We start from the raw sequence: 25,438 nt of genomic DNA, 5'->3' as shown, positions 1-25,438 counted from the left end.
GGCGTTTTACTCGAACAGGGAACGCCCGACTTCCTCAAGCACAATCGTGGTGTGCTGCTCGTCCTCCATCCAACCCCGGTTGAACAAAAAGATGAGATCACCCCGGGCACGCCCATCGGCAATCTCCAGCGTGACGTGTGGTTTCCGTCCGTAGGCCAGGCGCATGCTGAGGTCGTGGCACATTTCTGCGCCGTCCTGCTGGGAGATTTCGATGGTCAGTTGGTGGTAGAGCACGTGGCCAATGTAGATGGGCTTGGTTCGCCCGACCAGCCAGCCACGGTGAACCCGGTTGGTTTTTGAGTTGCGGAGGGTGATGGCAGCGTAGTTGGACTTCCGGTTGTCACAGGCGGGGCACAGGTAGTCAAACCGGCGCGGTCCCGGCTGAGCTACGGCCTCCATGGTTGCCCCACAGGTGCACACTTCAACTGGTGCTTCAACAGCAAGTAGCGTTGGCATCGTGTCACCCGACTTTCCCGGTCACTGAAGTCTGGCTGGAAACTTCAGTTCCCGCGATTGAGTGCGCTGCCCGCTGTCGTGCGGACAACGCCCGTGATCTTGCCGATGAGGTTTTCCACCCCTTTGTCAATGCCGTGTTTGGCCACGTTGTCCGAGACAAAGGTGAGTCCCTGGGCCAGTCCGAGGGGCACCATCAGTGGGATCATGATGACCGGTGTGATGACGGCTGTGGCCGTGATATGCGCCGTCGGTGTCTTCCCAAGCGGAGTATCCTTGAGCTGCTCAAAAACAAGTTTGCCGGTTTGGTAAATCCCCGTCAGGGGCATGAAGGGCAGACAGGTCATCGGGTAGAGAATACCCGTCACAAGCAGATTGGAGAAACCGCGTTCAAGCAGCGGCACATTCGATTCGCTCATGGCATCGTGCCTCGCAGGAACCGAGGGATGTACGCTCCGGGGACACGAGCAGTCGCCGATGATGTCAGGTTGCAGGAAACAGGCCGGCGTAGTTCTACTATCGCTGAAATCGGGCGCGAGTTCAAACTTTTCGTTGTCCAGGTGCGAGCTGGGGCGTAACTTTGCCTGGTGGGTGAGACCCTGTCTCCAGCGCGGAACGGCTTTTTAGGGCACCGTGCCGCACCGGGGATTTGGTATCGTTGGTGGCCATGAAAGTGTCACTGAAAACCGGTGTGTCCAGTCCGACCGGTTGGACGGCTGCGCCAGCACCGCTGTCAACTCCCGCCATGCCTGCTTCCCGGCCTGCCTCGCGACCGCCGGAATCATCCCCGGACTGGCTTCCGGCAACGCCCCGCCGGCGGGTGAGCGCGCTGGTGGGTGGCTATGTGGTTTGGGTGGTGTCGTGTGCCGTCTTTTTTGCGCTGGGCGTCAATGTCGGCAAGCTGTTTCCTTTTGCGCCAGCGATGCGGCGTCCGCTGCCCGTTGCTGACACTCCGCCGGAGCGTCCGCCGGAACGTGCCATTGACTTGTCCGATGCGCGCTATGCCGTGCAGGTGGCCGCCGTGGCCACGGCCGATGAGGCCAACCGGTTGGTGGCCGAGCTGAATCGCAAGGGATTTACGAGCGCTTTTGTGACACGCCCGACCGCCGAGACCGGAAATGAGTTGTACCTGGTCAAAGTCGGCCTGTACAACTTGACAACAGCCAACCAGGTCAGTGAGGAGCTGCGGCGCGACTTCGGATTTCGCGCAGCGCGGGTTGTGCCAAACTGATGACCGTCGCCGGACGGCGCTATGGGGGATGTCAATCGGGAAGATGCCTGCCAGCTATGATCTGCCTGATGCTCTGTGTTCCGCCCGGCCGACACCTGGCAGGTGGCTCCGGTGGGCGGCTGTCCTGCTGGCGGCGGGTTGGTGGGCGCTGTCGTCCTTGGGAATGCCAGCGGCAGCGCAGCAGCGGCCGCTCCTGACCGAGGACGTGGACATTGTGGAGACCGGGCGGATACGCCTTCAGGCCGGGGCTGATTTTTTCCAGAACCAGCGCTTTGGTCTGTCCGGCCTGCGGGGTGATCTCTTCCGTCCGGTGGTACTGGGCGTACACTTCGGGCTGAACAGCAATGTCGGTTTTTCTGTCGAGGGAAGTCTGCGCGACTATCTGAGCATTCGTGAGCGTGGGACAAGCGCCATTCCACTGTCCCTGGCTCCCGGCGCCACCTCGACTTCCGGGGCAAGTGATTTCACCCTGTGGACGAAAATCAAGCTGCGGAAGGAAACCCGCCGCGCACCGAGCCTTGGCGTACGGATTGGCGTCCAGCTTCCGAACAGTGATCAGGCACGCGGCATCGGACTCAATGCGACGAACGTGTTCGGGATGGTGCTTGTCGGGAAGCGGGTGGCCCGGGAGCGGCTCAACCTCTTTGGCAATCTGGGTGTCGGCATCCTGACAAGTCCAGTCAAGCCCGGCGCGCAGCAGGACGTACTGACCTACGGTGCTGCGGCCATCTACCGCGTCACGGAAGAGGTGGATGTGCTTGGGGAAGTGGCCGGGCGCTACAACCCCCGGACGCCGGTGCCGGGACTGGAAAGCCAGGCGCAGGTGCGTCTGGGGGCGCGCTGGCGGGCCGCCGGTTTTCAGTGGGACCTGGCCGGGGTGGCCGGGTTGACCAGGTTGAGTCCGCGCCGGGGGCTGACCTTTGGCGTGACCTATGAATTCAAAGGCTTTGAGCCAGTCAAATAACCTGCCAGTTGGTCACACCCTGGCATGGCTTTGCGCATCCGCAGGAGCATGGTGCATGATGACATTGTCAGGTGATGCGCCCTGTTGTTTCCCCTTCACTTTGCTGCCCCGGTGAGGCTTCCGATGAGTGCCAACGTCCCAAAGCGCATTGAGCTTGAAATTCCTATTGCTCACGACAATGAACTGGAGGCCGCCCGGGTGGCAGAGCAGTTGGCAACAGAGATACACCTTGGGCCCGACTGTCTGGCTGAAATCAAGATGGCGCTGGTCGAGGGCATTCTCAATGCGTTCGAGCACAGTGGCAGCACCATCCCCAAAGTGCGGGTCGAGTTTGCCGTCCATGACGAAGAACTTGAAGTGGTGGTGCAGGATTTCGGACAGGGCTTTGACCCTTCGGAGCGGCCCAGCCTGCGCCCACTACAACGGCGTGGCTACGGACGCATGCTGATGGAAAGTCTGATGGATGACGTGAAGTATTTCACGAGTCCCCAGGGAACACGGCTGGTGATGAAAAAACGCCTGCCAAAGTGCGCCTGACCCGCAGCTTCCCTGCGGTTTGCCAGCCTTGGCGCAGTACGCCTTGCCCATCACCCTCCTGATATTCGATACAAACCTTATGAGCGAAGTTTTCAAAGTTACGAGTCGCCAGGCTGGAAAATTCATCGTCATTACCGTCGAAGGCTACATCAACAACCTTGCCGGTGAGCGCATTCTGGATGAATTCAACCGCTGGACGGCCGAAGGCTACCGCCACTTCGTGCTCAATCTTGAAAAGACCCAGCTTGTCAACAGCATCGGGATTTCGATCCTGATTGAAATGATCGAGAAAGCCCAGGAACTTCAGGGTTCCATCGCCTTTTGCTGCCTGTTGCCCATCATTGCCAAGACATTCAAAATCATGGGCCTGACCCAGTACGCCCAAGTCTATGAAACCGAAGCCGAAGCCCTGGCCGGTTAGCCGGATGGCGGCGGTGTCATCTGATCAGAACTGTCACGCACCAGGAACGCCACGATGTCGTTACCCTCCACGGCCACGCCCAACCCGTCGGTTGCCATCAGTGAAGACCGCATCGAACGCCTGCTCTACAGCCTGTCCGCCCTGGCCGATATTGGCGAAGCCACGACAGCCGGGGGGAGCTTCGAGACGACGGCCCGGGAACTGCTCCATCTGATTCTGGGGACCCTGGCAATCTCAAAAGGGGCGATTCTGCTTTACGATACGGCTTCCGAACAACTCCGCCCGCTGGTGGCGCGCGGCATTGAGTCGCCGCCGTCCATCCCCCTTCCGGCAAATGTGGTGGAACGGCTGCGCCTGTCCATGAAGCCGCTCGACCTGCTTGCCAAGGACCAGGTACTAACGGATTTGGTGCGGAAAGCACCGGACGCCTTTGCGGCCCTGCAGGCGCGGCTCTGGGTGCCGTTGGCGGTTGGCGGCCGGCTCGTCGGAGTGCTCAGCCTGAGTGACAAGTTTGGCCGAAGCGATTACACATCGGATGACTTGCAGTTGCTGGCGACGATGGCCCAGCACGCTTCCCTGGCCCTCTATAACTTCCAGATCATTGGCGAGCTTCAGGAAGCCAACTTCCGGCTCAAGCGCAAAGTGCTGGAAATGCAGTCCCTCTATGACGTGGGGCTGGCCATTGGGGCGCTCCATGAGCTGGACCCGATGGCCAATGAAATCATCCAGCGGGCAGTGATGCTGCTCGATGCCAGCGCGGGCGTGCTGTTTTCCCTGGAGAAGGAAGGGTTGCGCGTGGCCGCCTCGTTTGGGATGTACGCCGAATATCCCCCCAAGGCGCTGCTACCACTTGACCAGGTGCGGCCGCGGGCCATTCACGAAATTGTCATTGCCGAACAGCGCGGCTGCCGACTCAACGAGCGGGAACAGGGCGGCGCGCGAAACTATGCCATCCTGCCGCTCATCGTCAGCGGACAGGTGGTGGGGGCGCTCATGGTCTGTGACAAACAGACCCGCGAAGGTTATGCCCCCTTTACCGAGGAAGATGAACAGTTTTTGCTGGCGCTTGCCACGCAGGCGGCCATTGCCATCGAAAATGCGCGGCTGCACCAGGAAGCCATTGAAAAAGAGCGCATCGAGAAGGAACTGGAAGTCGCTGCGGCCATTCAGAAGCGTATCCTGCCGGATACCTCGCCGGTGTTCGATACGGTCGAAACCATCGGCGTAAACATTTCCTGCCGCCAGGTCGGCGGGGACTACTACGACTACATCTGCTTTGATGAACCCAAACTGGGTCTTGTCATTGCTGACGTATCGGGCAAGGGAACGCCGGCCGCCCTGCTTGTCTCCACGTTGCAGGCCAGTTTCCGGGCGCTGGTGGAAAGCCACGACCTGGCGGAAACGGTGACGCGCCTGAACAAGGTCATTTACAAGGCGTCGCCCTCGTACAACTACATCACCTTCTTTTACGGTGTCTTGGACCTCGAAACCCGGCGTTTCCGCTCGATCAATGCCGGACACAACGATCCGCTCCTGTACCGCCCGCGAACGGGTGAGTGGCAGACGTTTGGAAGCGGTGGCTTCTGCCTGGGGATGTTTGACTGGGGAACCTACGAAGTGCAGGAAACCCAGCTTGAGCCGGGAGACTTGTTGTTTCTCTACACGGATGGTGTGACCGAATCCACGAATGAGCAGGGCGAGGAATTTGGCGAGGAGCGGGTTCGGGCGTTGCTTGCCGAAACCGCACACCTGCCCCTTGCCGAGATTTCGGCCCGGCTGTCGGCCGCCATTCGGGATTTCGTGGGGGCCGCCCCCCAGCACGATGACCTGACCTACGTCCTGGCGCGGGTGAAGTAAGACCAGCCAGAGGGGAGCCTGTATATGCGTCGTGTGTTCCGGTTGAGCCGCCCGGCTTGGGGTGGCATCGTTCTCCTGCTGGTCGCCACGGGAACGCTGCTGGGCGTGACGGGGCATCTGGTGTCCGGGCAGGACGGTCTGGCCCTGGCGCGTCTCCTGCCAAAAGGCGCACTGGCTTACGTTCAGGCGCGTGACCTCGGCAAACTGCTCGCGCAGTGGCGTGCGTCATCCGTACACGACCGCTACTACGCCAGCGACAGCTTCCGCGCCTTTCGCCGGTCACGGCTCTGGGCCAAACTCAATGAGCGCATCCGGGAGTTTGAAGAGGGCGTGGGCGTCACCCTCACAGAAGACACCGTGATGCAAATGGCCGGCAAAGCCACGGCGATTGCCCTGTATGACATGGGCAAGCTCGAACTGGTGTTTGTCACCGAGTTGTCCGCCCAGCAGGCGGCCGCAACGCCCCTGCTGGCCCGCAAGTCCACCTTTGAAGCACGTACGACGGCGGCCGGACAGCCCTACCTTGTGCGTGAACTGGCGACGGATGGCGGCCGGCTGCGCCAGGGGCTGTGCGTCGCCACGCCGCCCGGCAAGCTGGTGGTGGCCACCAGTGAAGCGCTCATGCAGCGGACGCTCGACAACCTGGACGGCAAAGGCGATGACCACGTGTTAGCGTCCATGGGCCCGACACTGGCGGCGGCGCAGGGGTTTACGCCCCATGACGTAACGCTGTGGACCGATCTGCCACGTCTGCGCCAGCAGCCCTACTTTGGCTACTACTGGGTGCATGGAGCAAAAGCTCCGGGGCTGGATGAGGTTGAAGCCACGCTGGCTGACCTTGAATTGACTTCCGAGGGGCTTGTGGAGCGCCGCTGGTCACTGACTTCCGGGCGCGCCGTTCCGGCCGCGTTCACGCCCCAGCAGCAGCCGGTGGTGGCACGTCTGCTGAATGCCTCGCCCTTTGCCGTCGTTGAAACCCTGCCGGTTGACGCGGGCAACGTCCCGGCGCAGATTGCTGTGGGCATTCTGTTTCCGCTGCCGCGCCCGGTGGCGGCTTCTGACCTGCCACGGATTCGGGTCATTGAGGACACCGCTTCCAGTACGGCCCGCCGTGGGCGTTACGAGCGTCTGGATGAACGCTTTGACCGGGATGTGGATGACCCCGATGCCTTGTCTTCACGTCCGCCTGCACGTCAGGCAGCCGGCACCCGCCCACCCGATCCGCTGGAGTCCGAACTCACCAGCCTGTTCCGGTCGGCCCAACCGGCCTGCCTGGCCTGGCTTGGGGAAACCACAGCGGAAGGCAGCGCGCCGTTTGTGACGTTCGAGCGCGCGCTGGCGCTGCACTGCCGGCGGCCGTTCGATACAAAGGCGTACGAGGCAGCGCTGGCACGGGCCATCGCGCGGCGGTACTTCGTCGCCGGCACCACGCCGCCAGTGACTTGGGAGGTCACGTCCACGGGCGTCGTCGTGCCGCGTACGGCCGTGCCGCTCGAACGCTGTGGAGCCTATTTCGTCAGCGGTGACCTGGTGGTAATGGCCAGTTCGGCCGACTATGCCAGGCGGCTCAAAGCGCGGCTGGACGGTACGGCGGGCGGAGCGGCCGTCCGTCCGGCCAGTAACCTGACCGGAACGTACCGGCAGGCGACGGTTCGCCTGCGGGCGCTGGCGCCGGATTACCAGCGGGCTTTGCGCTTGATTGATGCTCCCGGTGCATCGGGGCTGGAGCCGCTGGAAGGTGAAGCGGACGATGCGTCGGTGCCCTTCATGGGGCAGAACATCCCGTCGCTGTTGACCGTCGTGGAGGCGTTTGATGTCGTCACGATGGAGTCGGCGGCAGCCGGGCGCGTGCGGATGGAACGGGTAAGCTATGCCTTCCGGCCGGCGGCAACTGCCGGCGGGTAAACCTTCCCTGAACGGGAACAGACTAACGTGGGGCGTTGCGAAGCAGCGTGAGGATGTCCTCCAGTCCCGTCCGAATCTGCCGGAGCGTGGCCAGCGCCTCACTGGGCGTGAGGGTTGCTTTGGGAGTGGGCGGGGTCTCTTCAGCCGGGCCGGTGTCCGCCGTCGTTTCGGCGGGGCGTTCAATGGGAACGACTTTGAGCCGACCGGCTGCGGCCCGTTCGGCCGAAAGCCGTTTTTTGGCTCCGGCAATGGTAAAGCCTTCGTCTTCACGGAGGGTTTTGATCCGCAGGGCGATTTCGACATCCTTGCGCCGGTAGAGGCGCTGTCCGGCGGCGCTCTTCTGGGGAGCAAGTTGGGGAAATTCCTGTTCCCAGTAGCGCAGGACATGGGGTTCGACGCCGACGATCTCGCACACTTCGCCGATTTTGAAGTACAACTTGTCGGGAATGGAAACTTTCCCGCGCGGCGTCTCGATGGTATGCACGGTTCTTCGACCTTCGGAGGAATACGCCATACCTGACCTCTCGACGTGAGAACGAAGAAAGTGAAAGTATCGCCCGGTAATAGCTGAATGTTAGGCTCGATCCCCTTGGGCGTCAACGATTTCGATTGCCATACCTGATGGCCGGCGGCCGCGCCGGAAGCAAAAAGGCAGGAACCCATGCTCGATGAAATGGTTTACATCTACGACGACGGCACCCACGCAGCGGAAGTGGGTCAGCTTCAGGCTTTTTTTCAGGGTCTCGATGTGAATTTCAAAGTTCTGGACATCACACAGGATGAGGCCGCACGCCAGACCGTGGCCGCCTGGAAGGACGTGGCTGAAGCCGGTTTTCCGATTGTGCGGATTGGTGAAAAAATTCGCGCGCTGTTTTTCAACGCCAACCCCAACACGCTGGCACCGGCCTATGCGCCGGGCGTGGGCGTGCCGTTGACCGGCGAGCCGGTCAACGTGTACAGCGCCGGGTGGTGTCCCGACTGCCGCCACCTGGAGAGCTATCTGACAGCCGCTGGCACGCCCTACACCAAAACCGACATTGAACAAACGGACGGCGCGCCGGAGCAGATCATCCGGTGGAGCGGTGGGCGGCGCGTGGTGCCGACCGTCAAGGTGGGGACGGCGGCGCTGCTGTTCAATCCCCCGCCACAGACGCTGGGGCGTCTGCTTGGCGTCTGAAGCCCTTGACCTGCCCCCATTGGCTGTGGGGGCAAGATTCCCTGATAGCACATGCCTTCTGAAACCATGGCGACTTCCCCCCAGAAACGACGTGTGGTGGTGACTGGCATCGGGCTGGTCACGCCTATCGGCAACACGCGCGAGGAAAACTGGCAGGCACTTCTGTCCGGGCGCTCCGGCGCCGGTCCCATTACGCGCTTTGATGCCAGTGGTTACGACGTTCGCTTTGCCGCGGAGGTCAAGAACTTTGACCCGCGACAGTTCTTTGACGCCCGTGAGGTCAAGCGCACTGCGCCTTACATCCAGTATGCTGTGGCGGCGGCCGATGAGGCGCTGGCCGACAGCCGGCTTGACCTGACACGCCTTGACCGACAGCGGTGTGGCGTCTATGTCAGCAGCGGGATTGGCGGCTTCAATGTCATCGAACGTGAGCATGCCCGCCTGCTCGACGAGGGGCCGCGCCACATTTCGCCGTACTTCATGATTGCCTTTCTCATCAATATGGCCGCCGGACACATTTCCATCCGGCACGGTCTGCAGGGGCCGCTGGGGGCCACGGCCACGGCCTGCGCGGCCAGCGTGCACGCCATCGGTGAGGCGTTCCGCCTGATCCAGCGTGGGGAAGCCGAGGTGATGGTGTGCGGCGGCACGGAAGGAGCCATCACGCCCATGGGCGTGAGCGGCTTTTCGGCGGCGAAGGCAATGTCCACGCGCAATGACGATCCCCAGCGCGCCTCGCGTCCGTTCGATGCCCAGCGGGATGGGTTTCTGCTGGGGGAGGGGGCGGGTATCCTTGTGCTGGAAGCCTATGACCATGCGGTGGCCCGGGGCGCGTCCATGTATGCCGAACTGGTAGGGTACGGCATGAGCGGAGATGCCCACCACATCACGGCTCCGGCCCCGGAAGGCGAAGGCATGTACCGGATGATGCTGGCCACCCTGCACGATGCCGGCGTCGCCCCGGAGCAGGTGGACTACATCAACGCCCACGGGACTTCGACACCCTACAACGACAAATTCGAGACGCTTGCCATCAAACGGGCTTTTGGTGCGCATGCCTACCGGCTGGCCGTCAGCTCGACGAAATCCATGACCGGTCATACGCTGGGAGCGGCCGGCGGCATTGAAGCCTGCTACAGCGCCCTGGCCGTGGCGCGCCAGGTGATTCCACCGACCATCAACTACGAGACCCCCGACCCGGAATGCGACCTCGACTACACGCCCAATGAGCCGCGGCCGGCAGCGCTCAACTATGTGCTGTCCAATGCGGCCGGTTTTGGGGGGACGAACGGGGGCCTGCTGTTCAAGCGGGTGTGATACGGATGCCGGCCGACCGGACTGTGGGTGGCCCGGCGGCCCGGCACGGGCGGCGCTGGTGGCCGCTGCTGGCAGCGCTGGGGCTGGCCCTGCTGTGGTGTCTGGGGTTGCTGGTCGTCCGGTGGCGGCTGACCAACCACCTACGCTACACCTTTCTCATGTGGAATCTCTTTTTGGCCGCCGTGCCGCTTGGCTTGGCCTTTGGGCTGTCCTGTGTCCGGCAGCGGCTGATCGGTGTGGGGCTACTGACCGGATGGCTGCTCTTTCTTCCCAACGCGCCCTACGTCTTCACGGATTTCATCCATCTGTCGCCCTATGGACGCGCGCCAATGTGGTTCGATGTGCTGCTTTTGGCTTCCTTTGCGCTGACGGCGCTGTGGTTGGGGCTGGTTTCACTGCATCTCGTTCACGAGTGGGTTGAGCAGCACTTTTCACCGCTGGCGGGCTGGGGCGTGGTGCTGCTGGCCTGTCCGCTGTCCGGCTTTGGAGTGTATCTGGGGCGGTTTGGACGGTGGAACAGTTGGGATGTGCTGCACCGTCCTGTGGCTCTGCTGGCCGATGTGGTGGCGCAGTTGTCCACGCCCGCAGACGCCCTTCGGATTGGGGCGGTGACGTTCGGCTTCGGCGGGTTGCTGGTGGTGGCCTATCTCATCTGGTGGGCGCAGGGTGCCTGGCAACGGCGGCCGGTACCTTCTGCGCCCCCATCGCAGTAGGGCCGGTCGGCCTTGGCGGGGGCAGCCACCGGAAACGCCGGTGATATGTTCCCTCTTGACAGCCGCGAACGCTGCGCTATATTAGCACTCGCAAGGCGCGGGTGCTAATCCGCGTCGCTATCATACGTCGAATCAACATTTAGGCAAGGAGTAAGCAATATGGCTGCGACGATTCGTCCGTTGTATGACCGCGTGATCGTCAAACGCATCGCCGAGACGGAGCAGGTCCGTGGAGGCATCATCATCCCCGACACGGCCAAGGAAAAGCCCCAGGAAGGGGAAGTCATCGCCGTAGGCAGTGGGAAGCTGCGGGATGACGGCAGCCGGACGCCGTTGGATGTCAAGGTCGGCGACCGGGTGCTGTTTGGCAAGTATTCCGGCTCGGAAGTCAAGATTGATGGCGAAGAGTTTCTCATCATGCGTGAGGACGAAATTCTGGGCATTATCGAAGGGAAAGGCCAAGCTGCTGCCAAGTGATGGTTCGACACAACGGGCAAGTCCACTCAAGGGCTTGCCCGTTGGAGTGTTCGGGCTGACCACCAACGCTGGAACCGCCACCACTGGCAGCAATCTGTAGAGGATTCTCAAGGAAAGAGGATTCTCAAGGAAATACGTTTCAAGGAGTACATCGGTTATGGCAAAGCAAGTCATTCATGGTGAAGAGTCGCGGCAGGCCATTCTGCGGGGCGTCAATCAGCTCGCGGATGCGGTCAAAGTCACGCTTGGCCCCAAGGGCCGCAATGTGGTCATCGAGAAGAAGTTTGGCAGCCCCACCATCACCAAGGACGGGGTGACGGTCGCCAAGGAAATTGAACTCAAGGATGCCCTCGAAAACGCCGGTGCGCAGATGGTGCGCGAAGTGGCGTCCAAGACCTCGGATGTCGCGGGCGACGGGACGACGACGGCCACCGTTCTCGCCCAGGCCATTTTCCGCGAAGGTGCGCGGCTGGTCGCCGCTGGGCACAACCCGATGGCCCTCAAACGGGGTATTGATCGGGCCGTAGATGCCGCCGTGAACTGCATCAAGGGCATGGCCAAACCTGTCCAGGGTGAAGCCATCGCTCAGGTGGGGACGATCTCGGCCAATGGTGACAAGCAGATTGGCGAAATCATTGCCGAGGCCATGAAGAAAGTCGGCAAGGATGGCGTCATCACGGTTGAGGAGTCGAAGTCGCTCGAAACCACGCTCGAAGTTGTCGAGGGGATGCAGTTTGACCGTGGCTATCTGTCGCCGTATTTCGTGACCGACGCCGAGCGGATGGAAGCCACGCTCGAAAATGCGCTCATTCTCATCCACGAGAAGAAGATCAGCGCCATGAAGGACCTGCTGCCGCTGCTCGAACAGGTGGCACGGCAGGGCAAACCGCTGCTCATCATTGCTGAGGACGTGGATGGTGAGGCGCTGGCGACACTGGTGGTCAACAAGCTGCGCGGCACGTTGCAGGTCTGCGCGGTCAAGGCGCCGGGCTTCGGTGATCGGCGCAAGGCGATGCTCGAAGACATTGCCGTGTTGACCGGCGGGCAGGTCATCAGCGAAGACCTCGGTATCAAGCTGGAGAACGTCAAGCTCGAAGACCTCGGTCGCGCCAAGCGGGTGACGGTTGACAAGGACAACACGACCATCGTTGAAGGCGCTGGCAAGCCCGAGAAGATCAAAGCCCGCGTGGAGCAGATTCGCGTCCAGATTGAAAACACCACCTCTGACTACGACCGCGAGAAGCTGCAGGAGCGGTTGGCCAAGCTGGTCGGCGGCGTGGCCGTCATCAAGGTGGGCGCAGCGACGGAAACGGCGCTCAAGGAAAAGAAAGCCCGCGTTGAAGACGCCATGCATGCCACCCGTGCCGCCGTTGAAGAAGGCATCGTGCCGGGCGGTGGTGTGGCGCTGCTGCGCGCCCAGAAAGCCCTTGAAAACATTCAGCTGGGCGAGGATGAAGAACGCTTTGGCGTTCAGATTGTCCGCCGCGCGCTCGAAGAACCACTCCGGCAGATCGCCATCAACGCTGGTCTTGAAGGGGCGGTGGTTGTCAACCGGGTGGCCAGTGAGTCGTCCGAAAGCTTTGGCTTCAATGCCGCGACGGGCGAGTTTGAAGACCTTGTCAACGCTGGTGTCATTGACCCGGCCAAGGTGACGCGCACGGCGCTTCAGAATGCGGCTTCCATTGCCGGCCTGATGCTGACGACGGAAGCCCTCATCACCGAACTGCCCGAAGAAAAGAAGGCGGGTGGTGCGCCGGGCAATATGTCAGGGATGGGTGACTATTGATCCCCATAGACCCTTGGGGTTGTCCTCCGTGGCGGCGTCGCGTGACGCCGCCACTTTTTTTGCCTGCATTGCCTGTTCCGGTGGTTTGGCTTTTCGAGTCTGATTGTTGCGGGAAAGCATCCGGCCAAGGTCATCATTTTTTCAAGCCTGGAGAAAATGCAGAAAAACCTGGAAACCGTTCGGGCAGGAAGTAAAAAGGCGGTCACGCCCGCATCAGAGCGTGACCGCCGGAAATCAGGTCAGGCTACCCTGACCGGGTTGAAGGTTAGCGCCGCCGTCCGGGAGCCGCCACAACCGGCGTCCGGGCAGGCGTCGTCGCCGTGGCGTCCTCGCCAGACGCGGCCTTCGGCGTCACAGGCTCATCGCGGACAACCCGCGCCGTCAGCTTGCCGTCGGCGTCAGGTACCACGTCAATGACCATCGTCCGAATCACCTGCCGCTGCGTCTCAACGCTTTCCGTCGTTGAGACGGGGCCGACAATCGCCAGCACATTCACCAGCAGGCGAATCGGACCGGTCGAAGGCACCCGCACCCGGAAGAAGACACTCGTGGACTGCCCTGCCGCCAGCGGGCTAATCGGCACACCAGTGCCAACCGGCGGCTGCCCGTTGAGCGTGGTCTGGATGGAGCCAGCCTGCCCGCCAGTGTAGGCACACGGCCCGAAGTAGTCATCCGCCGACGCCAACCGGTGTGGATTGGGCGACGCCAGAATGACGGCGTTCGGATTGGTGAAGTTCGGGAAGCCCAGCCCTGTCACCTGAATGGCGATGTTGGAGAGAGGTGCTGCACCAATGTTGGTCAGCAGCCCAACCAGCGTCGCCTGCAACGGATAGCCGGGGCAGCCAAACAGCGCCGTGGTTGCCGACGGGTAAATCAGCATCTGCACCTGCGAGTTGACGTTTGTCAGGCAGGGTGCTGTGGTGGAGCAGTTGAGCGTGCCGGTCTGGATGGTGATGGACCAGCCGCCGTTGATGTTGCCAGCATCACCACCGACAAAGTCCTGCACGAACAGTTCCCACGTGCCGTTCACACTTGCCCCGGACAACCCGTTGAAGATGTTCAGGTTGCTGTTGTAGGGCGGCGACGGCAGCGGGGCCGCGAAGGTCCGCCCTCCGCCGTTGTTGTTCGGACCATAGGTCCCACTGGGCGGGAAGCCCGACGTTGGCAATGGCGGGGCTGTCTGGTCAAACGTGTAGGTGCGGTTCGTTACGCCACCAGACCCGCCAATGGCATTATTGAACAGCACACAAATCTGACCACCTGGACCCCGCAGTGCCACACCTACGTCGCTAGGCCAGGTGTGGTTGAAGTTGGTGATTGTCACCGTCACCTTGGTGATCACGTGTCCCGCAGGAATGCCGCTCACATTGATGGTGGACGGATAAGGCGTCGCCGGACCCGAAAGCGGAATGGTGATCGGCGCCGGGTTGGAAAAGGTAAACGTGCCGCCCGGCGCTAACGGACAACTTGTCGGCACTGTGTAGCTCGCCGTAGTTGACCCACTGCCCGGCCCAAACGTGACTGACACGTTGATGGTGACGGTCGTCCCCGGCACAAAGGTCGGGAGAAGCTTGAAGGTCACGTTGCCGGTTGCACTCGCGCCCGGCGCCAACGAGCCAAGGCTTGCGCTGCCGTTGACAATCGTCACCCCTGGTGTCGTGGAGGTGATGGTGACGTTGACTCCCGTTGCCGTCGCGGTGCCCACATTCGTTACCGTGATAGCTGATTGCAGGGTCTCGCATGGTTCAAAGAAGCTGTCACCGTCGCTGTTGGCCGCGCCCGGTAGTTCGGTCGTGGTCTGGCCTGCGAAGGCCGCAAGGGGACCCGTTACCGTCTGCGCGTTGTACACCACCAAGGCGTAGTCCTGGTCGAGTAGGTCGCCATCGCCAGGGACGCCATCGCCGGCAATGTTGAAGGCGCTCACCTGGATGATCACGGGCGTCCCGGCCGGGTAGCTGCCTGCCGGAAGGAAAACACTCTCGACGTTGTTGAGGCGGTCAAATGCACCGCCGGGGATGGAGTTGGCCCCGGAGAAGTTGTTGCCGCGATAGGTGTCGCCGCCAACACTAACTTGGAGGTCAAGGTCGTTGACAAGGCGTGGCCCGGTGCCAGTGGTGGCGCCGGGGACATCCGTCCACGCCAGCGTGATGCGCAGAGGTCCAGAGGCCGGAAAAGCTACGGCAAGAGTCCGAACCTGTCCGCTTGCTGTGAACTTGTCCGCCGGGACCTGGTCGCGCAGCACCCGTGGGGCGCTGTCAAATGCGCGGTTAAGCGCCATGCGACCCATGCCCTGATTGTTTGACCAGAGCGTGTCACCGGCGCCCGTGCCCGTCATATACTCGGCGGAGTTCATCAGATACGCCTTGGTCATCGCCGGGCTGGGCGCGGTGCCGTTGAAAGGCGGGCCGGGGTTGTTGAGGAAATACTGCCGGACAAGCGCAGCACCACCTGCAACCGCCGGACAGGAAAAGCTTGTCCCGCTTGAAGCGCGATAGTAGCCGGTTGTTCCGGGCAAAGGGGCGCTTGTCACACACGGATCAGGGTTACCAGGGCCATTTGGGTCAGGGGTGCCAACCTGGAGCACCCCACCGGAAACCGTTGTCCCTGGCGCCACCAGGTCGGGCTTCCGGCGCCCGTCGGCGCAAGGTCCGCGGCTTGAAAAGCTGGCCATGTTTTCGGCATTCTCACCGGCGCTGCGGGTGTTTTGGCTAGCACCCACCGTGATGACGTTCTTCGCAGTGGCCGGTGAGCCAACCGTTTGGGTACCAGGGCCACTGTTGCCGGCGGCAAATACGATGACCATTTCCTGGTTGCCCGGTGTCGGGTGAGCCGATCCTGGTTGCTGAGCATCACGCACGAGAAAGTCGTAGGCTTGTGAGCTCGTGTTGTACGCGCCGGAGACCGCCGCGCCCCAACTGTTTGAGCTGATGCGCGCACCGTACTGGTATGACCGCGCGAGCATGTCGTTGAAGTTGGGGTTCACAAACGTGCCACCAGAGTTAAAAATCGCTGAACTGCCAATCCGCACGAAGGGAGCCACACCTAGACCGTAGTAGAAGTTCGGGGGGTCATTTTCGGCGTGGGGCAGGGCGCGGGGCAGTGACGCCGGTACGTTGCCGGCGATGATATGCGCGCAGAGGGTTCCGTGGCCGATACCGCAGCCGCGTACGTCGTTAGTTCCTGGCGTTGGAGAGGTTGTGCTTTCCCACTTGGCATACACCAGCCGGCTCGGCTGCAGGATGTTACCGGCGCGGTAGAGAGCGAAGTGAGAGGTGGGGGGAAGGCCAGTGGTGTGGTTGGGCGGCCCGCCCGGCGGGGGTGTGGTCGCCCCGGCGATGGAGTTTCCGCTGTCCACCATTTGGTCACCGACATCCACCACGAAAGCCGAGGTGAAGGTCGAGTTGAGGGGTGGGAAGCCGGCTGCCGTCAGAAACGTGGCATAGGGCGTTGAAAGGTTCGGGATGCCACCCGTCAGGCTGTTGATGAGAATCTGGTTCTGCCGTTCATCGAGCAGGGTCGGCTCGGTGTAGGGCATGATGGAAATCACGTCTTCCTGCGCCGCCAGCCTCATCAGGGCGCCGGAAGGCAGCTCCACGATGAAGTTCACGAAATCGGCAATCTGATACTTCTGGATGGCCGGTTTGCCGACGAAGCTTTCCGCCAGTTGGAGGGTTGCCTGATTGGTGTCTGGGTCAGCAACGAGCTGTACGGCATATCGCTGTGTGCCCTCCAGGGCAACCTCCGCCGTGCTGGGGTCAAGTTTGAAGGCGGCAAGATAGGGGCCGTCCCACTGCTTGAAGCTTTTTGTCACCTTGGTGGTGTCGCCTGTCTGGCGCGCGTCTTCGCCCAACCGCGAAACGCGCTCAAGGCTGGCTGCGTCGCCGTAAACAAGATAGGCATTGTGCGGCAGGTAGTTGATGATGCGGGCACCAGTCTTCTGAAGCGCGGAAAACCATTCGGGCCGCGTTGGGCCGGCAAACTGGACGACGTGAAGGCGCTTGCCGCCGGGATACAGCCGTTCCTGGGCTGCTTTCCCTGCCTCTGCCAACTCCTGCGCACCCCGGGACGTGGTGTTGATGGGTACATTCAGGTGGACGACGTTGAATTCGTCGGCCATCTCAATACCGCTGGTGTTTCCAAAGGCGGAAGTGTTGTCGCTGTCAGTGCTATAGAGTTGAAATGTCCCGTAGTCAGCCACCAATTGCGCCCCCAAGCGTTCCGCTTCGGCACGTGCATCGGCTGTCCGGGTGATGAATTTGTGACCGTGCGTTTCAGCCGTGAAGTCATACGGAGCGGCCAATCTGAAGTGCCGCCCCTTTTTGCCAGTGTCAGTCGGTGGGGCGCTGCTGACATGTACGAGCGGCAGTGCCGTCAATCCGGCCAGCGCCGTCGTTGCCACCAGTCCCGCCAGCCATCTGGCGCGCTGTGGACGATGTTGCGAGGTCGAAGACATTGGCAGATTTCCTTTCAATCAGAATCGAAATAGCGGAGCCGAATCCTCTTCCCGGCCAGGTAATGTGCAACCGGTCTGGTGACGGGCAGGACCGGCGCTTCACCAGAACCGGAGCGGTTGCCAGAGACGAGGTAGCACCATATTCAGGGAGTCCGTGCGTTTTTTAACTTAAGTTCAGATGATAGAAACAGAAAAGTCTGCTCAGCGCAATCGGGTTCAGTGCAATCGGGCTGAACATCCATCGGTGCGGGGAATATCCGGCGCTGCCGGGCAGGTCCGAATGACTTTGCACTTCAAACGGCGGGCCGCTTTGGCCTAGAGTCGCGGCGACTCGGATACATGCCTGATACTTGCGCGCCTTTATTACTGACGCGATGACCCTGTTTCGCACTGCCGGCTGGACCGGACTGCTCTGGTTGGCCCTGACCCTGCCCGCCGCCGCCCAATACATCCCACCCCCGGCCGCCCTGCCGCCGCCCCCGCCACCCGAAGCCGCCGCGCCCGTCATTGTCGTCGGGCCGCCGGGAACACCCGCTTCACCCCAGGCGCTGCCACTTCCCCCGACATCGCAGCCGGCAGCGCCGGGCACACCCGGCGGACAAGTCCGCCCCGGCACAACGCCCGGAGCCACAGTCCAGATTGACGCCGATGAACAGCGCCGCGTGGGCACGACGCTCTACGCCGATGGCTATGTCGTCATCACGTACGACGGCGCGCGGCTCCAAGCCGACCACGTGGTGTACGACGAAACCAGCGGTGACGCCCGCGCCGAAGGCAATGTCATCTATGACCCACAACCCAACCAGCGCCTGACCGCGCGGCGGGCCGAAGTCAATGTGCGCCGCAAAACCGGAACGTTCTACGACGTGACCGGCTACACCGACCAGACCGCCGACGGCGGGCTGCTGGCCTTTACCGCCGCGCGGGTGGAACGCACCGGACGCGATACCTACATCCTCTATGAAGCCAAGCTGACTTCCTGCTGCGAAGACACCGTTCCGCTCTGGACGGTGACGGCCCGCGAGGCGCGCATCCGGGTCAACGACTACGCTTCGGCGCGCCGGGCCGCCTTTCGCATCAAGGGAACGCCCATTCTGCCGTTGCCATACGTGGCGCTGCCCATTGACCGCCGGGAACGGAAATCCGGCTTTCTTCTGCCGACGCTCGGCAACAACACCCTGCAGGGGCGGATCATCGGGCTGGGCTACTACCAGACGCTGGGCGACAGCGCCGACCTGACCCTGCAGGGCGATCTGTACAGCGCGCGGGGTCTCGGCTTTGGTGCCACCCTGCGCGCGGCGCTGGCAGAGGATTCCTTCATCCGGCTGGGCACCTACACCGTGGCCGACCGCCTGTTTGGACGGCCGGGCGTCAACCAGGGCGGGACACTGTTCTTTGCCAAAGCCATCAACCACTTTGCCAACGGCTTCGTCGGCGTCGCCGATGTCAACTACACGTCAAGCTTCGACTTCCGCGCCATTTTCGGCAACACCTTCGAGGATGCCTTCAACCCGGAGTCGAAAATCGTTCTGCACCTGACCCGGCAGACGCCGACGTTTGGCTTCCGCACGCTTTACGAAAACCGGACGACACGGGTGAACATTCCCCAAGGCGCACGTGGCTCCACCCTGGTCGAGTTTTCCATTCGCAAAAGCCCTGCGCTGAACTTCGACTGGCTGCCCACCTATCTCGGCCGCTTTGCCGGTCTGACCTGGTATGCCGGCGGCGAAGCGAGTCTGGCCGGGCTGCGCCGGACGGAAACCCGTACTGATACGAACCAGCGCACCTTCACCACGCCGGAGTTCGTGCAGCGCCTGGATGCCGCGCCGCGCCTGACGGCGCTGCTGCCCGATCTGGGCGGCTGGAGCATCACGCCGACGCTGGGCGTCCGGGCCACCTACTACGGCGCGACGTTCGATCCCGAAACAACCTTCACGCCGCGTCCGCCGCTGGCCTTTGGTCTGCCGTCGCCGCCGTCCGTGGTGCCGCCGGGGACGCGCCTGGGAACGTCCGGCGAATCGCTGTTCCGGCGGTTTGTGGACTTTGCGCTCGAAGTCCGTCCGCCGGCCCTTGGGCGGACCTTCTACGCCAGGGATGGCCGGGCCCGTTTCAGGCACGTCATCGAATCGGCGGTCATCTACCGGCGGGTGGCCGGTATCGAGGACTTTCCACGCATCCTGCGTTTCGATGCCCTCGATGTCTTTGCCAACACAAACGAGCTGGAGTATTCGGTCGTCAACCGCCTGCTGGCGCCGGTCCGCGATGAGACCGGGCAGACGCGCCAGGCGCGGGAGGTGCTGAGCCTGACCATCAGCCAGAAATACTTTTTCGACCCGACCTTTGGCGGCGCGCTCGTGCCGGGCCAGCGCAACCAGATTGCGCCGCTGCTGACCTTCAGCGGCTTTGCCTACGGCGGCGTCGGGCGGCGCTTTTCGCCTGTCAACGTCAAGCTGCGCGTGATGCCCCAGTCCACCTTTGCCGCCGACCTGCGCCTGGATTTCGATCCGGTGCTGGGTGGTGTGCGCAGCTTTGGGTTTACCGGCGGGCTGTACCGGCGGCGCTTCCAACTGAGCCAGACCTGGTACTACAGCCAGCCGCGCCGTCTGGCCGACGGACAACCGGAGCCGGGCACGTTCACTGGCAGCCAGTCCTTTACGAATCTGGCGCTGGGCGACCCGACGCGGGGGCTTTTCGGCAGCGCCGCCGTGGCCTATGATTTCTCCCGCTCTCCAAGCCCAACCACCGGCCGTCTTCAGCAAAAGGGGCTGATTTTCACGTCGTTTTCACTGGGTTATGCCTTCCGTTGCGCGGCTGTGCAGGTCAACTACGCAAGCGTCAACCTGGGCGTGGCCAGCGCCGGACGCTTGACCTTCACCTTTGCCCTGCGTGGACTGGGAACGTTCGGCACGCAGCCGGACCAGAACGCCGGCAGCCGCATCCGGAATCTGTGAAGGGCATCGGCGCAAGCCATGGATTGACCGCTATGCTGGAGTTCATTCTACGTTCCTTTGGTGAAGGCATTCCCGGCACGTTGTTCTGCCACGACTTGGACCAGCGGATCAGGTTTTTCAATGATGCCTTTGCCTCCCAATATCTGCGGCTGACCGGGCGTGTGCCGCAACTGGGTGAGCCAACGGTTGATTTCCTGCCTGACCCGGAATTACGTGCGGAAATAGAGAAATATCGTCGGCGGGCCGCAGCCGGCGAACCGGTCACGGCCGAATACACGCTGCGCTCTGGGGAGTCCGTTGAAATCTGGGAGGTTCGCTACCAGCCTGTGCGGGACGATCAGGGGCAGGTCATCGGCATTCTGGCGTGGGGGCAGGATGTCACGGCGCAGAAGCAGGAACGGGCGTTTTTGCAGCGGCTGGAAGTCATCCTCGCGCAGATGCAGGACGCCGTGCTCGTCACCGAAGCCTGGCCGATTGACGCGGCTGAAGGCGGGCCGCGCATTCTCTACGTCAACGAAGCCTTTGAGCGCATGACGGGCTACACGCGGGCGGAAGTCATCGGGCAGACGCCGCGCATCCTGCAGGGGCCGCGCACCCGGCGTGAAGAACTCGACCGGCTGCGGGCGGCGCTTGAACAGTGGCAGCCGGTTCGGGTCGAACTCGTCAACTACCGCAAGGACGGGCGGGAATTCCTCGTGGACATCAGCATCTCGCCAGTCAGGGACCCGACCGGGAAGGTCGTCTGCTGGGTGGCCATTCAGCGGGATGTTACGCAGGAAAAGGCCATGGTGGCCATCCTGCAGGATGCCCTTGAGGAACGGCAGGTGCTGCTTCAGGAAGTGCACCACCGGGTGAAAAACAACTTCCAGACCATCATCAGCCTGCTGGAGTTGCAGGCGGTGCATCTCGAACAGCCCGGCTTCGACCGTCTTCTGCACGACATGGCTTCGCGCATCCGGGCCATGGCGCTCATTCACGAGCAGCTTTACCAGCAAAGCGACTTCAGCCACGTGCTGCTGGACGAGCTGTGTGCTTCGCTGGCGGCGCACATGCAGCAGGTGACTGCGGCGGCATCCGTCCGGGTGGAGGTGCAGCCGGGGCAGGTGGCCCTGCCGCTCAACGTGGCCGTGCCGGTGGCGCTCATCGTTCACGAACTGCTGCTGAATGCATTCAAGCACGGCATTCCTGCCGGGGCGCACCACATTGCTGTTCAGTTCCGGCGCACGGCCGATGCGGTCACCATCGAGGTCATTGACGATGGCCGGCATCATCCGCCAGACTTGCCGGCGCAACTGGAAGGCAGTCGGCACTTCGGGGTGCGGATAGTGCGGCTGCTGGCGCGACAACTGCACGGGCGCGTGGATTTCATGCCGGAGCCGGGCCGCTTCTGCGCTGCCCTGACGTTTCCACTTGGACCGGATGGGGAGCCGGCAAGCACTCCGCCGGGATATGGCTGAAAGGTTGAGGTGATGTCGTCAAACAACCGGCGGGTGATGATTGTCGAGGATGAAATCCTGATTGCCGAGGCGCTCCGTCTGCGGCTGGAAAAAATGGGCTGCGAGGTGGTCGGCACGGTGCCCAGCGGGGAAGAGGCGCTGAACCTTGTGGCGAATGCTGCACCCGACCTCGTGCTCATGGACATTCGTCTGGCGGGCCCGATGGATGGCATCACGGCCGGCGAGCACATCCACAGCCGCTTTGGGCTGCCGGTCGTCTATCTGACGGCCAACAGCGACCCGGAAACCATCGAGCGTGTTATCAGCAGCCAGCCCTACGGCTACATCTCCAAGCCCATTAATGATGCCACGCTGCGGTCAACGCTCAGCATTGCCTTCCAGAAATCCGAGCTGGAGCGCACCTACCGGCGGCGCGAACGGCACTATCTGTCAACGCTGGCCAAGCTGGAATCAGCCGTTTTCGTGCTGGATGCGGCCGGGCGGGTGTGCTTTCTCAATCCGGCCGCCATGACGCTGACCGGTGTCGAAGCCGGAAACCCGGACACTTTCTCGATTGACGAAGTACTGGCTTTCGCCAATGAAGCCGGTGAACGGCTTGACCCGGTGGGTCAGTGCCTGACGCTGCGGCAGGAAGTGACCCTTGACCACGTGTGGTGCCAAACCCGCGCCGGGAAACGTGTCCACGTACAGGTGGATGTTATCCCGATTCCAGAGGAGCCGGCGGCAGAGTCCGGCAGCGATAAGCTGGATGTGGTCCTGCTGCTGCACGCCCTGCCGCTGACTTCGCTTCAGACGGGCCTGCCTGAATTCATCCGGGTGTGCGCCTACTGCCGCGACATCATGGAGCGGGACGCCAGCGGCCAGACGGTCACGGTCCGGTTCGAGACCTACTTCCGGCGGATGTGCAACTACCAGTTCACGCACGGTATCTGCCCCAACTGCCGCAGCGCCTTCTTCAAGTCCAAAAAACCGGCATCGTCTCCGGGCGGCGCTGACGAAGCCTGACGGGTCAGCCCGACATGGCGTAGCCGACTTCTTCCGGCAGCCGCATGATGATTTCACGCCCAAGCTGAATATAAGCCTGTGCGCCGGCGGCGCGGGTCTTGAGGGTGACAGCCGGAGCGCCGACGGCAAACGACAGGGACAGTTCCTCGTGGCGCGGGATAACGGTGTCAAAGACGAGTTCGCCGGGGAAGGCTTCGCGCACCTGCCGGACGACATCGGTTGCCGCGCCTTGGCGCTCGTCATACATCGTCAGCAGGATGCCTTCGATGGCCAGGCGCGGGTTGTACTGGGCCTTGAGCTGGACAATACGGCGCAACAGCGGCGGCAGGGTGCGCAGGCTCAACGGCTCGCACTGGATGGGCAGGATGAGGCCATCGGCGGCCACGATGGCGCTGGTTGTTACAGCACCGAGGCCGGCGGGGGTGTCCAGCAGCACGAGCTGGGGCGAAAAGTCCGGCGTAGTGAAGTGCGGCAGCCGGCGGGCCAGCCAGGTGACATCCTGCTCAAAGGTGCGTTCATAACTTTCCAGCGCGTGGTCGCTGGTGAAGCGGCCGGAAAGCACGACCGACAACTCCGAGCGGTTGGTGAGCACGAGCGCCTCGGAAGGGCGTCCCTGATGCAGCAGGACATCTTCGAGGGTGAGGCCGGCATAGTCGTCCAGCCCGACGCCAAACCGCACGCCGTTTTGTACATCGAGGTCCACGAGCAGCGTCGGAATGCCCATCGCCGCCACATAAGCGGCCAGATTCGTGCAGGTCGTCGTCTTTCCGACGCCTCCTTTGAGACTCACTACGGCCAGCGTTTTCGGCATGACAACCCTACATGGCAGAAAGGTTGGCGTTGGGAAGCGGGCGCACGACACGCCGGAAGAAAGCCGCCACGGTTTCCGCGTCTGAACTTCCCGGCAAGGTCGGTGCGGAGGTGCGCAGCGTCAGTTGTACCTGCCCGGCATGGGTGGTGACGAGTTCCCGGATGACCGTTTCCGAAGCCGCCGGCAGCGGCGGCGGGGCCGGCACCGGTTCGGCCGGAGTGTCCGGTGTTGGCCCGGTGACCAAGGGCAGGGTTACGGCTTCGTCCGCAGACTGGGCATCGTTGGTGGCGTGTTCATCCCAGTCCGCCGGAGCTTCCGGGGCGCTGCCGGGGTAGGTCGGCCGTGCGTCCGTGGGCATGCTGAGAATCTGCTGCAAAAGCTGGGCGGCCTCATCGGTTTCCGTAAAACGCGCCATGGCTGGTTCACTGGGCCGTCTCGTCGGCGAGACGCTTGAGAATGTCGTGGGGTGCGAGGTGATAGGTGAGCCAGGCATACACCTTGCGGACGATACCGGCTTCACCAACGACAAAACAGCAGTAGTGGGCGTGGCTGGCCAGGCAACTGATTTCCACACTTTCCTGGGTCTGCCCGGTTTGTTGGGTCAGAAGTTCGGCGAACAGACCGGCAAAGAAGTCATCCACGGGGCTGTCGGCCGGGCCATCCATGCGCAGCGCCATGGCGATGGGCGAGTCGTAGTGGTTGATGACCGTCGCCGGGCCCAGCGGGATGGCATCAAAGCGGCCCCAGCCGGCATTGGCAAACCATTCGTCCCAGACCTGCAGGCGGCGGCTGATGGACGCCGGGGTTGCTCCGGTCGGATGCACATCATCCGGGTCGCAGGCCTGCTCGCAGGCGAGACGTGCTCCCGTAAACCGGCCCAGGCGATAGAGCGTGCGGGCCACATCATCCGGCAGACGCTGGCGGAGTGTCCGGTGCAGGGCAAGAACCAGGTCGGCTGGCCACCACAGGGCAGGCGGAGAGGTCACTGGCAAGGGCAGGGCGGCGGGTACGGTCATAGGCCGTGGGCAGCGTCAGAAACGCGCCGCGCAGAAGTCGGGAGCGGCAGAGCGTACAGGTCAAGGGTACATCGGAAACCGGAAGATACCACACCTGCCCGGCCGGAAACCAAGCCGATAAAAGGCAGGGCGTCGGGTGTGGCCAGGGAGTTTCAGGCAGGGAGTTTCAGGCTGGCGGATGCAGCGGGCCGAAGTGCCATTCCCAGAGAAAGGCCCGCGTCCAGACTTCGCCGGCCTTGGGCGCCAGCAGGGCATAGCCCGGCGAATGGGCGGCGTGGTGCTGTTTGTAGGCGGTTACGGCCGGATGTTCGTCTCCGGCCTGCGCATGGGCCAGCTCCGGCCGGTAAAGGTTCTCGACCGTGGCCTGCAGATAGGCTTCAAACGCCTGCTGCATCACGGCGAGCCGCGTCAGGTCGCCGGAAGTAAACAGCGCCCAGGCTTCCCGAATTTCGGCAAACCACGGCGGCAGGTCGTCCGGCAGGGGCAGGGCGTCGGCATAGCGGGCGTGGAGCGGCATCAGGACAGACCGGGCGCGTTCCCGCAGGCGGTCCGCTGCGTTGCCCACGCATTCAACGTCGAGCACGAGCACGTGGGCGCGGTCGCCCAGAATGACCCATTCACATGCAAAGACAGGCAAACGGTCGGGGCTGGCCGTCGGATAAACCATCAGCGTGGCCACATCGGCCAGCGCCGTCTGGATGCGCGCATAACGGGCGCTCAGGCGGCCGCCGGCAAGCTGCCAGCCGTCAGCCGTGACCCACAGCCGTTTGGCTCCTTCGCCAAACACAGCCCGGCGAAACTCATCCGGGCGCGCTTCGCGTTGCCAGTCAAGGTCGCCGAGCCGGGCTTCAGCCATGGGCAACGTCCATCCGACGACATCTTTGGGCTTGGCTTCCAGCATAGGTTG

The 25,438-nt window shown here is 62.7% G+C and carries 22 protein-coding genes; 14 read left to right on the top strand and 8 right to left on the bottom strand.

All coding sequences use genetic code 11. The features are described from left to right. Positions 1-6: 6 nt before the first annotated feature. Positions 7-456 carry a hypothetical protein gene (locus CABTHER_RS09025; protein WP_148264004.1) on the bottom strand — a complete coding sequence of 150 codons (450 nt, stop codon included), beginning with the start codon at positions 454-456 and terminating at the stop codon, positions 7-9. 44 nt (positions 457-500) lie between these two features. Beyond that, positions 501-872 (bottom strand): hypothetical protein, encoded by a 372-nt coding sequence (locus CABTHER_RS09020; RefSeq protein WP_014100322.1) that lies wholly within the window; start codon positions 870-872, stop codon positions 501-503. A gap of 326 nt (positions 873-1,198) precedes the next feature. Here CABTHER_RS09020 and CABTHER_RS09015 point away from each other — a divergent pair, with 326 nt between their 5' ends. The 6 genes from CABTHER_RS09015 (at position 1,199) to CABTHER_RS08990 (ending at position 7,368) form a co-directional block, all read left to right on the top strand. Further along, positions 1,199-1,684, top strand: a complete 486-nt coding sequence (locus tag CABTHER_RS09015) for an SPOR domain-containing protein (protein ID WP_211431698.1) — start codon at positions 1,199-1,201, stop codon at positions 1,682-1,684. Positions 1,685-1,727: 43 nt separating this feature from the next. Further along, positions 1,728-2,648, top strand: a complete 921-nt coding sequence (locus CABTHER_RS09010; protein WP_014100320.1) for a hypothetical protein — start codon at positions 1,728-1,730, stop codon at positions 2,646-2,648. Positions 2,649-2,771: 123 nt separating this feature from the next. Then, on the top strand, positions 2,772-3,185 hold the full coding sequence (locus CABTHER_RS09005; RefSeq protein ID WP_014100319.1) for an ATP-binding protein: 414 nt from the start codon (positions 2,772-2,774) through the stop codon (positions 3,183-3,185). A 79-nt stretch (positions 3,186-3,264) separates the two neighbouring features. Continuing rightward, positions 3,265-3,606 (top strand): STAS domain-containing protein, encoded by a 342-nt coding sequence (locus tag CABTHER_RS09000; RefSeq protein ID WP_014100318.1) that lies wholly within the window; start codon positions 3,265-3,267, stop codon positions 3,604-3,606. Between the two features lie 54 nt (positions 3,607-3,660). Next, complete coding sequence (locus tag CABTHER_RS08995) at positions 3,661-5,463, top strand: GAF domain-containing SpoIIE family protein phosphatase (protein WP_014100317.1); 1,803 nt, start codon at positions 3,661-3,663, stop codon at positions 5,461-5,463. Between the two features lie 24 nt (positions 5,464-5,487). Further along, positions 5,488-7,368 carry a hypothetical protein gene (locus CABTHER_RS08990; RefSeq protein ID WP_014100316.1) on the top strand — a complete coding sequence of 627 codons (1,881 nt, stop codon included), beginning with the start codon at positions 5,488-5,490 and terminating at the stop codon, positions 7,366-7,368. Positions 7,369-7,390: 22 nt separating this feature from the next. Here CABTHER_RS08990 and CABTHER_RS08985 read toward each other — a convergent pair whose 3' ends face one another. Then, on the bottom strand, positions 7,391-7,882 hold the full coding sequence (locus tag CABTHER_RS08985) for a MerR family transcriptional regulator (protein ID WP_148264003.1): 492 nt from the start codon (positions 7,880-7,882) through the stop codon (positions 7,391-7,393). Between the two features lie 147 nt (positions 7,883-8,029). Here CABTHER_RS08985 and CABTHER_RS15885 point away from each other — a divergent pair, with 147 nt between their 5' ends. From CABTHER_RS15885 to groL, 5 genes are all read left to right on the top strand, one after another. Beyond that, positions 8,030-8,545, top strand: a complete 516-nt coding sequence (locus tag CABTHER_RS15885; RefSeq protein ID WP_014100314.1) for a glutaredoxin family protein — start codon at positions 8,030-8,032, stop codon at positions 8,543-8,545. A 51-nt stretch (positions 8,546-8,596) separates the two neighbouring features. Then, positions 8,597-9,862, top strand: coding sequence for a beta-ketoacyl-ACP synthase II (gene fabF, locus CABTHER_RS08975; RefSeq protein WP_014100313.1), 1,266 nt, complete (start codon positions 8,597-8,599; stop codon positions 9,860-9,862). Positions 9,863-9,867: 5 nt separating this feature from the next. Continuing rightward, positions 9,868-10,575: a DUF1361 domain-containing protein gene (locus CABTHER_RS08970; protein WP_014100312.1), complete on the top strand. Its 708-nt coding sequence runs from the start codon at positions 9,868-9,870 to the stop codon at positions 10,573-10,575. Positions 10,576-10,734: 159 nt separating this feature from the next. Next, positions 10,735-11,052, top strand: a complete 318-nt coding sequence (groES, locus tag CABTHER_RS08965) for a co-chaperone GroES (protein ID WP_014100311.1) — start codon at positions 10,735-10,737, stop codon at positions 11,050-11,052. Between the two features lie 157 nt (positions 11,053-11,209). Further along, a complete protein-coding gene (groL, locus tag CABTHER_RS08960) occupies positions 11,210-12,838 on the top strand; it encodes a chaperonin GroEL (protein ID WP_014100310.1) in 1,629 nt (542 codons plus the stop codon). 265 nt (positions 12,839-13,103) lie between these two features. On the opposite strand, the gene CABTHER_RS08955 is transcribed toward groL, so the two are convergent. Next, positions 13,104-17,291 (bottom strand): S8 family serine peptidase, encoded by a 4,188-nt coding sequence (locus tag CABTHER_RS08955; protein ID WP_014100309.1) that lies wholly within the window; start codon positions 17,289-17,291, stop codon positions 13,104-13,106. Between the two features lie 374 nt (positions 17,292-17,665). Here CABTHER_RS08955 and CABTHER_RS08950 point away from each other — a divergent pair, with 374 nt between their 5' ends. Genes CABTHER_RS08950 through CABTHER_RS15875 form a run of 3 tightly spaced genes read left to right on the top strand, consistent with a single transcriptional unit; the run spans position 17,666 to position 22,704 of the window. After that, the gene (locus tag CABTHER_RS08950) at positions 17,666-20,242 is read left to right on the top strand and encodes an LPS-assembly protein LptD (protein WP_014100308.1); all 2,577 of its coding nucleotides are present in this window, start codon (positions 17,666-17,668) and stop codon (positions 20,240-20,242) included. A 32-nt stretch (positions 20,243-20,274) separates the two neighbouring features. After that, the gene (locus tag CABTHER_RS15880; RefSeq protein ID WP_014100307.1) at positions 20,275-21,699 is read left to right on the top strand and encodes a sensor histidine kinase; all 1,425 of its coding nucleotides are present in this window, start codon (positions 20,275-20,277) and stop codon (positions 21,697-21,699) included. A gap of 12 nt (positions 21,700-21,711) precedes the next feature. Further along, a complete protein-coding gene (locus CABTHER_RS15875) occupies positions 21,712-22,704 on the top strand; it encodes an ATP-binding response regulator (RefSeq protein WP_014100306.1) in 993 nt (330 codons plus the stop codon). 4 nt (positions 22,705-22,708) lie between these two features. Here the strand turns inward: CABTHER_RS15875 and CABTHER_RS08935 are convergent, their stop codons facing one another. The 4 genes from CABTHER_RS08935 to CABTHER_RS08920 form a co-directional block, all read right to left on the bottom strand. After that, positions 22,709-23,515: a ParA family protein gene (locus CABTHER_RS08935; protein WP_014100305.1), complete on the bottom strand. Its 807-nt coding sequence runs from the start codon at positions 23,513-23,515 to the stop codon at positions 22,709-22,711. Between the two features lie 7 nt (positions 23,516-23,522). Then, positions 23,523-23,930, bottom strand: coding sequence for a hypothetical protein (locus tag CABTHER_RS08930; RefSeq protein ID WP_014100304.1), 408 nt, complete (start codon positions 23,928-23,930; stop codon positions 23,523-23,525). Between the two features lie 7 nt (positions 23,931-23,937). Continuing rightward, a complete protein-coding gene (locus CABTHER_RS08925; RefSeq protein WP_014100303.1) occupies positions 23,938-24,531 on the bottom strand; it encodes a hypothetical protein in 594 nt (197 codons plus the stop codon). 166 nt (positions 24,532-24,697) lie between these two features. After that, positions 24,698-25,432 carry a hypothetical protein gene (locus CABTHER_RS08920; RefSeq protein WP_014100302.1) on the bottom strand — a complete coding sequence of 245 codons (735 nt, stop codon included), beginning with the start codon at positions 25,430-25,432 and terminating at the stop codon, positions 24,698-24,700. Between the last annotated feature and the right edge of the window lie 6 nt (positions 25,433-25,438).

The organism is Chloracidobacterium thermophilum B, from assembly GCF_000226295.1.
In the GTDB taxonomy this organism is placed as follows: domain Bacteria; phylum Acidobacteriota; class Blastocatellia; order Chloracidobacteriales; family Chloracidobacteriaceae; genus Chloracidobacterium; species Chloracidobacterium thermophilum.
The sequence above is the reverse complement of the archived record's forward strand: the minus strand, read 5'-3'. Positions and strand labels throughout refer to the sequence as shown.

Excerpts from the sequence above, each read along its gene's own strand:
- CABTHER_RS08970 (WP_014100312.1), top strand. The coding sequence starts at position 9,868 with ATGCCGGCCGACCGGACTGTGGGTGGCCCGGCGGCCCGGCACGGGCGG.
- CABTHER_RS09010 (WP_014100320.1), top strand. The coding sequence starts at position 1,728 with ATGCCTGCCAGCTATGATCTGCCTGATGCTCTGTGTTCCGCCCGGCCG.
- CABTHER_RS08935 (WP_014100305.1), bottom strand. The coding sequence starts at position 23,515 with ATGCCGAAAACGCTGGCCGTAGTGAGTCTCAAAGGAGGCGTCGGAAAG.
- groL (WP_014100310.1), top strand. The coding sequence starts at position 11,210 with ATGGCAAAGCAAGTCATTCATGGTGAAGAGTCGCGGCAGGCCATTCTG.
- CABTHER_RS15885 (WP_014100314.1), top strand. The coding sequence starts at position 8,030 with ATGCTCGATGAAATGGTTTACATCTACGACGACGGCACCCACGCAGCG.
- CABTHER_RS08990 (WP_014100316.1), top strand. The coding sequence starts at position 5,488 with ATGCGTCGTGTGTTCCGGTTGAGCCGCCCGGCTTGGGGTGGCATCGTT.
- CABTHER_RS09015 (WP_211431698.1), top strand. The coding sequence starts at position 1,199 with ATGCCTGCTTCCCGGCCTGCCTCGCGACCGCCGGAATCATCCCCGGAC.
- groES (WP_014100311.1), top strand. The coding sequence starts at position 10,735 with ATGGCTGCGACGATTCGTCCGTTGTATGACCGCGTGATCGTCAAACGC.
- CABTHER_RS08955 (WP_014100309.1), bottom strand. The coding sequence starts at position 17,291 with ATGTCTTCGACCTCGCAACATCGTCCACAGCGCGCCAGATGGCTGGCG.
- CABTHER_RS08920 (WP_014100302.1), bottom strand. The coding sequence starts at position 25,432 with ATGCTGGAAGCCAAGCCCAAAGATGTCGTCGGATGGACGTTGCCCATG.
- CABTHER_RS15875 (WP_014100306.1), top strand. The coding sequence starts at position 21,712 with ATGTCGTCAAACAACCGGCGGGTGATGATTGTCGAGGATGAAATCCTG.
- CABTHER_RS15880 (WP_014100307.1), top strand. The coding sequence starts at position 20,275 with ATGCTGGAGTTCATTCTACGTTCCTTTGGTGAAGGCATTCCCGGCACG.
- CABTHER_RS09020 (WP_014100322.1), bottom strand. The coding sequence starts at position 872 with ATGAGCGAATCGAATGTGCCGCTGCTTGAACGCGGTTTCTCCAATCTG.
- CABTHER_RS08930 (WP_014100304.1), bottom strand. The coding sequence starts at position 23,930 with ATGGCGCGTTTTACGGAAACCGATGAGGCCGCCCAGCTTTTGCAGCAG.
- CABTHER_RS08995 (WP_014100317.1), top strand. The coding sequence starts at position 3,661 with ATGTCGTTACCCTCCACGGCCACGCCCAACCCGTCGGTTGCCATCAGT.
- CABTHER_RS08950 (WP_014100308.1), top strand. The coding sequence starts at position 17,666 with ATGACCCTGTTTCGCACTGCCGGCTGGACCGGACTGCTCTGGTTGGCC.
- CABTHER_RS09005 (WP_014100319.1), top strand. The coding sequence starts at position 2,772 with ATGAGTGCCAACGTCCCAAAGCGCATTGAGCTTGAAATTCCTATTGCT.
- CABTHER_RS08925 (WP_014100303.1), bottom strand. The coding sequence starts at position 24,531 with ATGACCGTACCCGCCGCCCTGCCCTTGCCAGTGACCTCTCCGCCTGCC.
- CABTHER_RS08985 (WP_148264003.1), bottom strand. The coding sequence starts at position 7,882 with ATGGCGTATTCCTCCGAAGGTCGAAGAACCGTGCATACCATCGAGACG.
- fabF (WP_014100313.1), top strand. The coding sequence starts at position 8,597 with ATGCCTTCTGAAACCATGGCGACTTCCCCCCAGAAACGACGTGTGGTG.
- CABTHER_RS09025 (WP_148264004.1), bottom strand. The coding sequence starts at position 456 with ATGCCAACGCTACTTGCTGTTGAAGCACCAGTTGAAGTGTGCACCTGT.
- CABTHER_RS09000 (WP_014100318.1), top strand. The coding sequence starts at position 3,265 with ATGAGCGAAGTTTTCAAAGTTACGAGTCGCCAGGCTGGAAAATTCATC.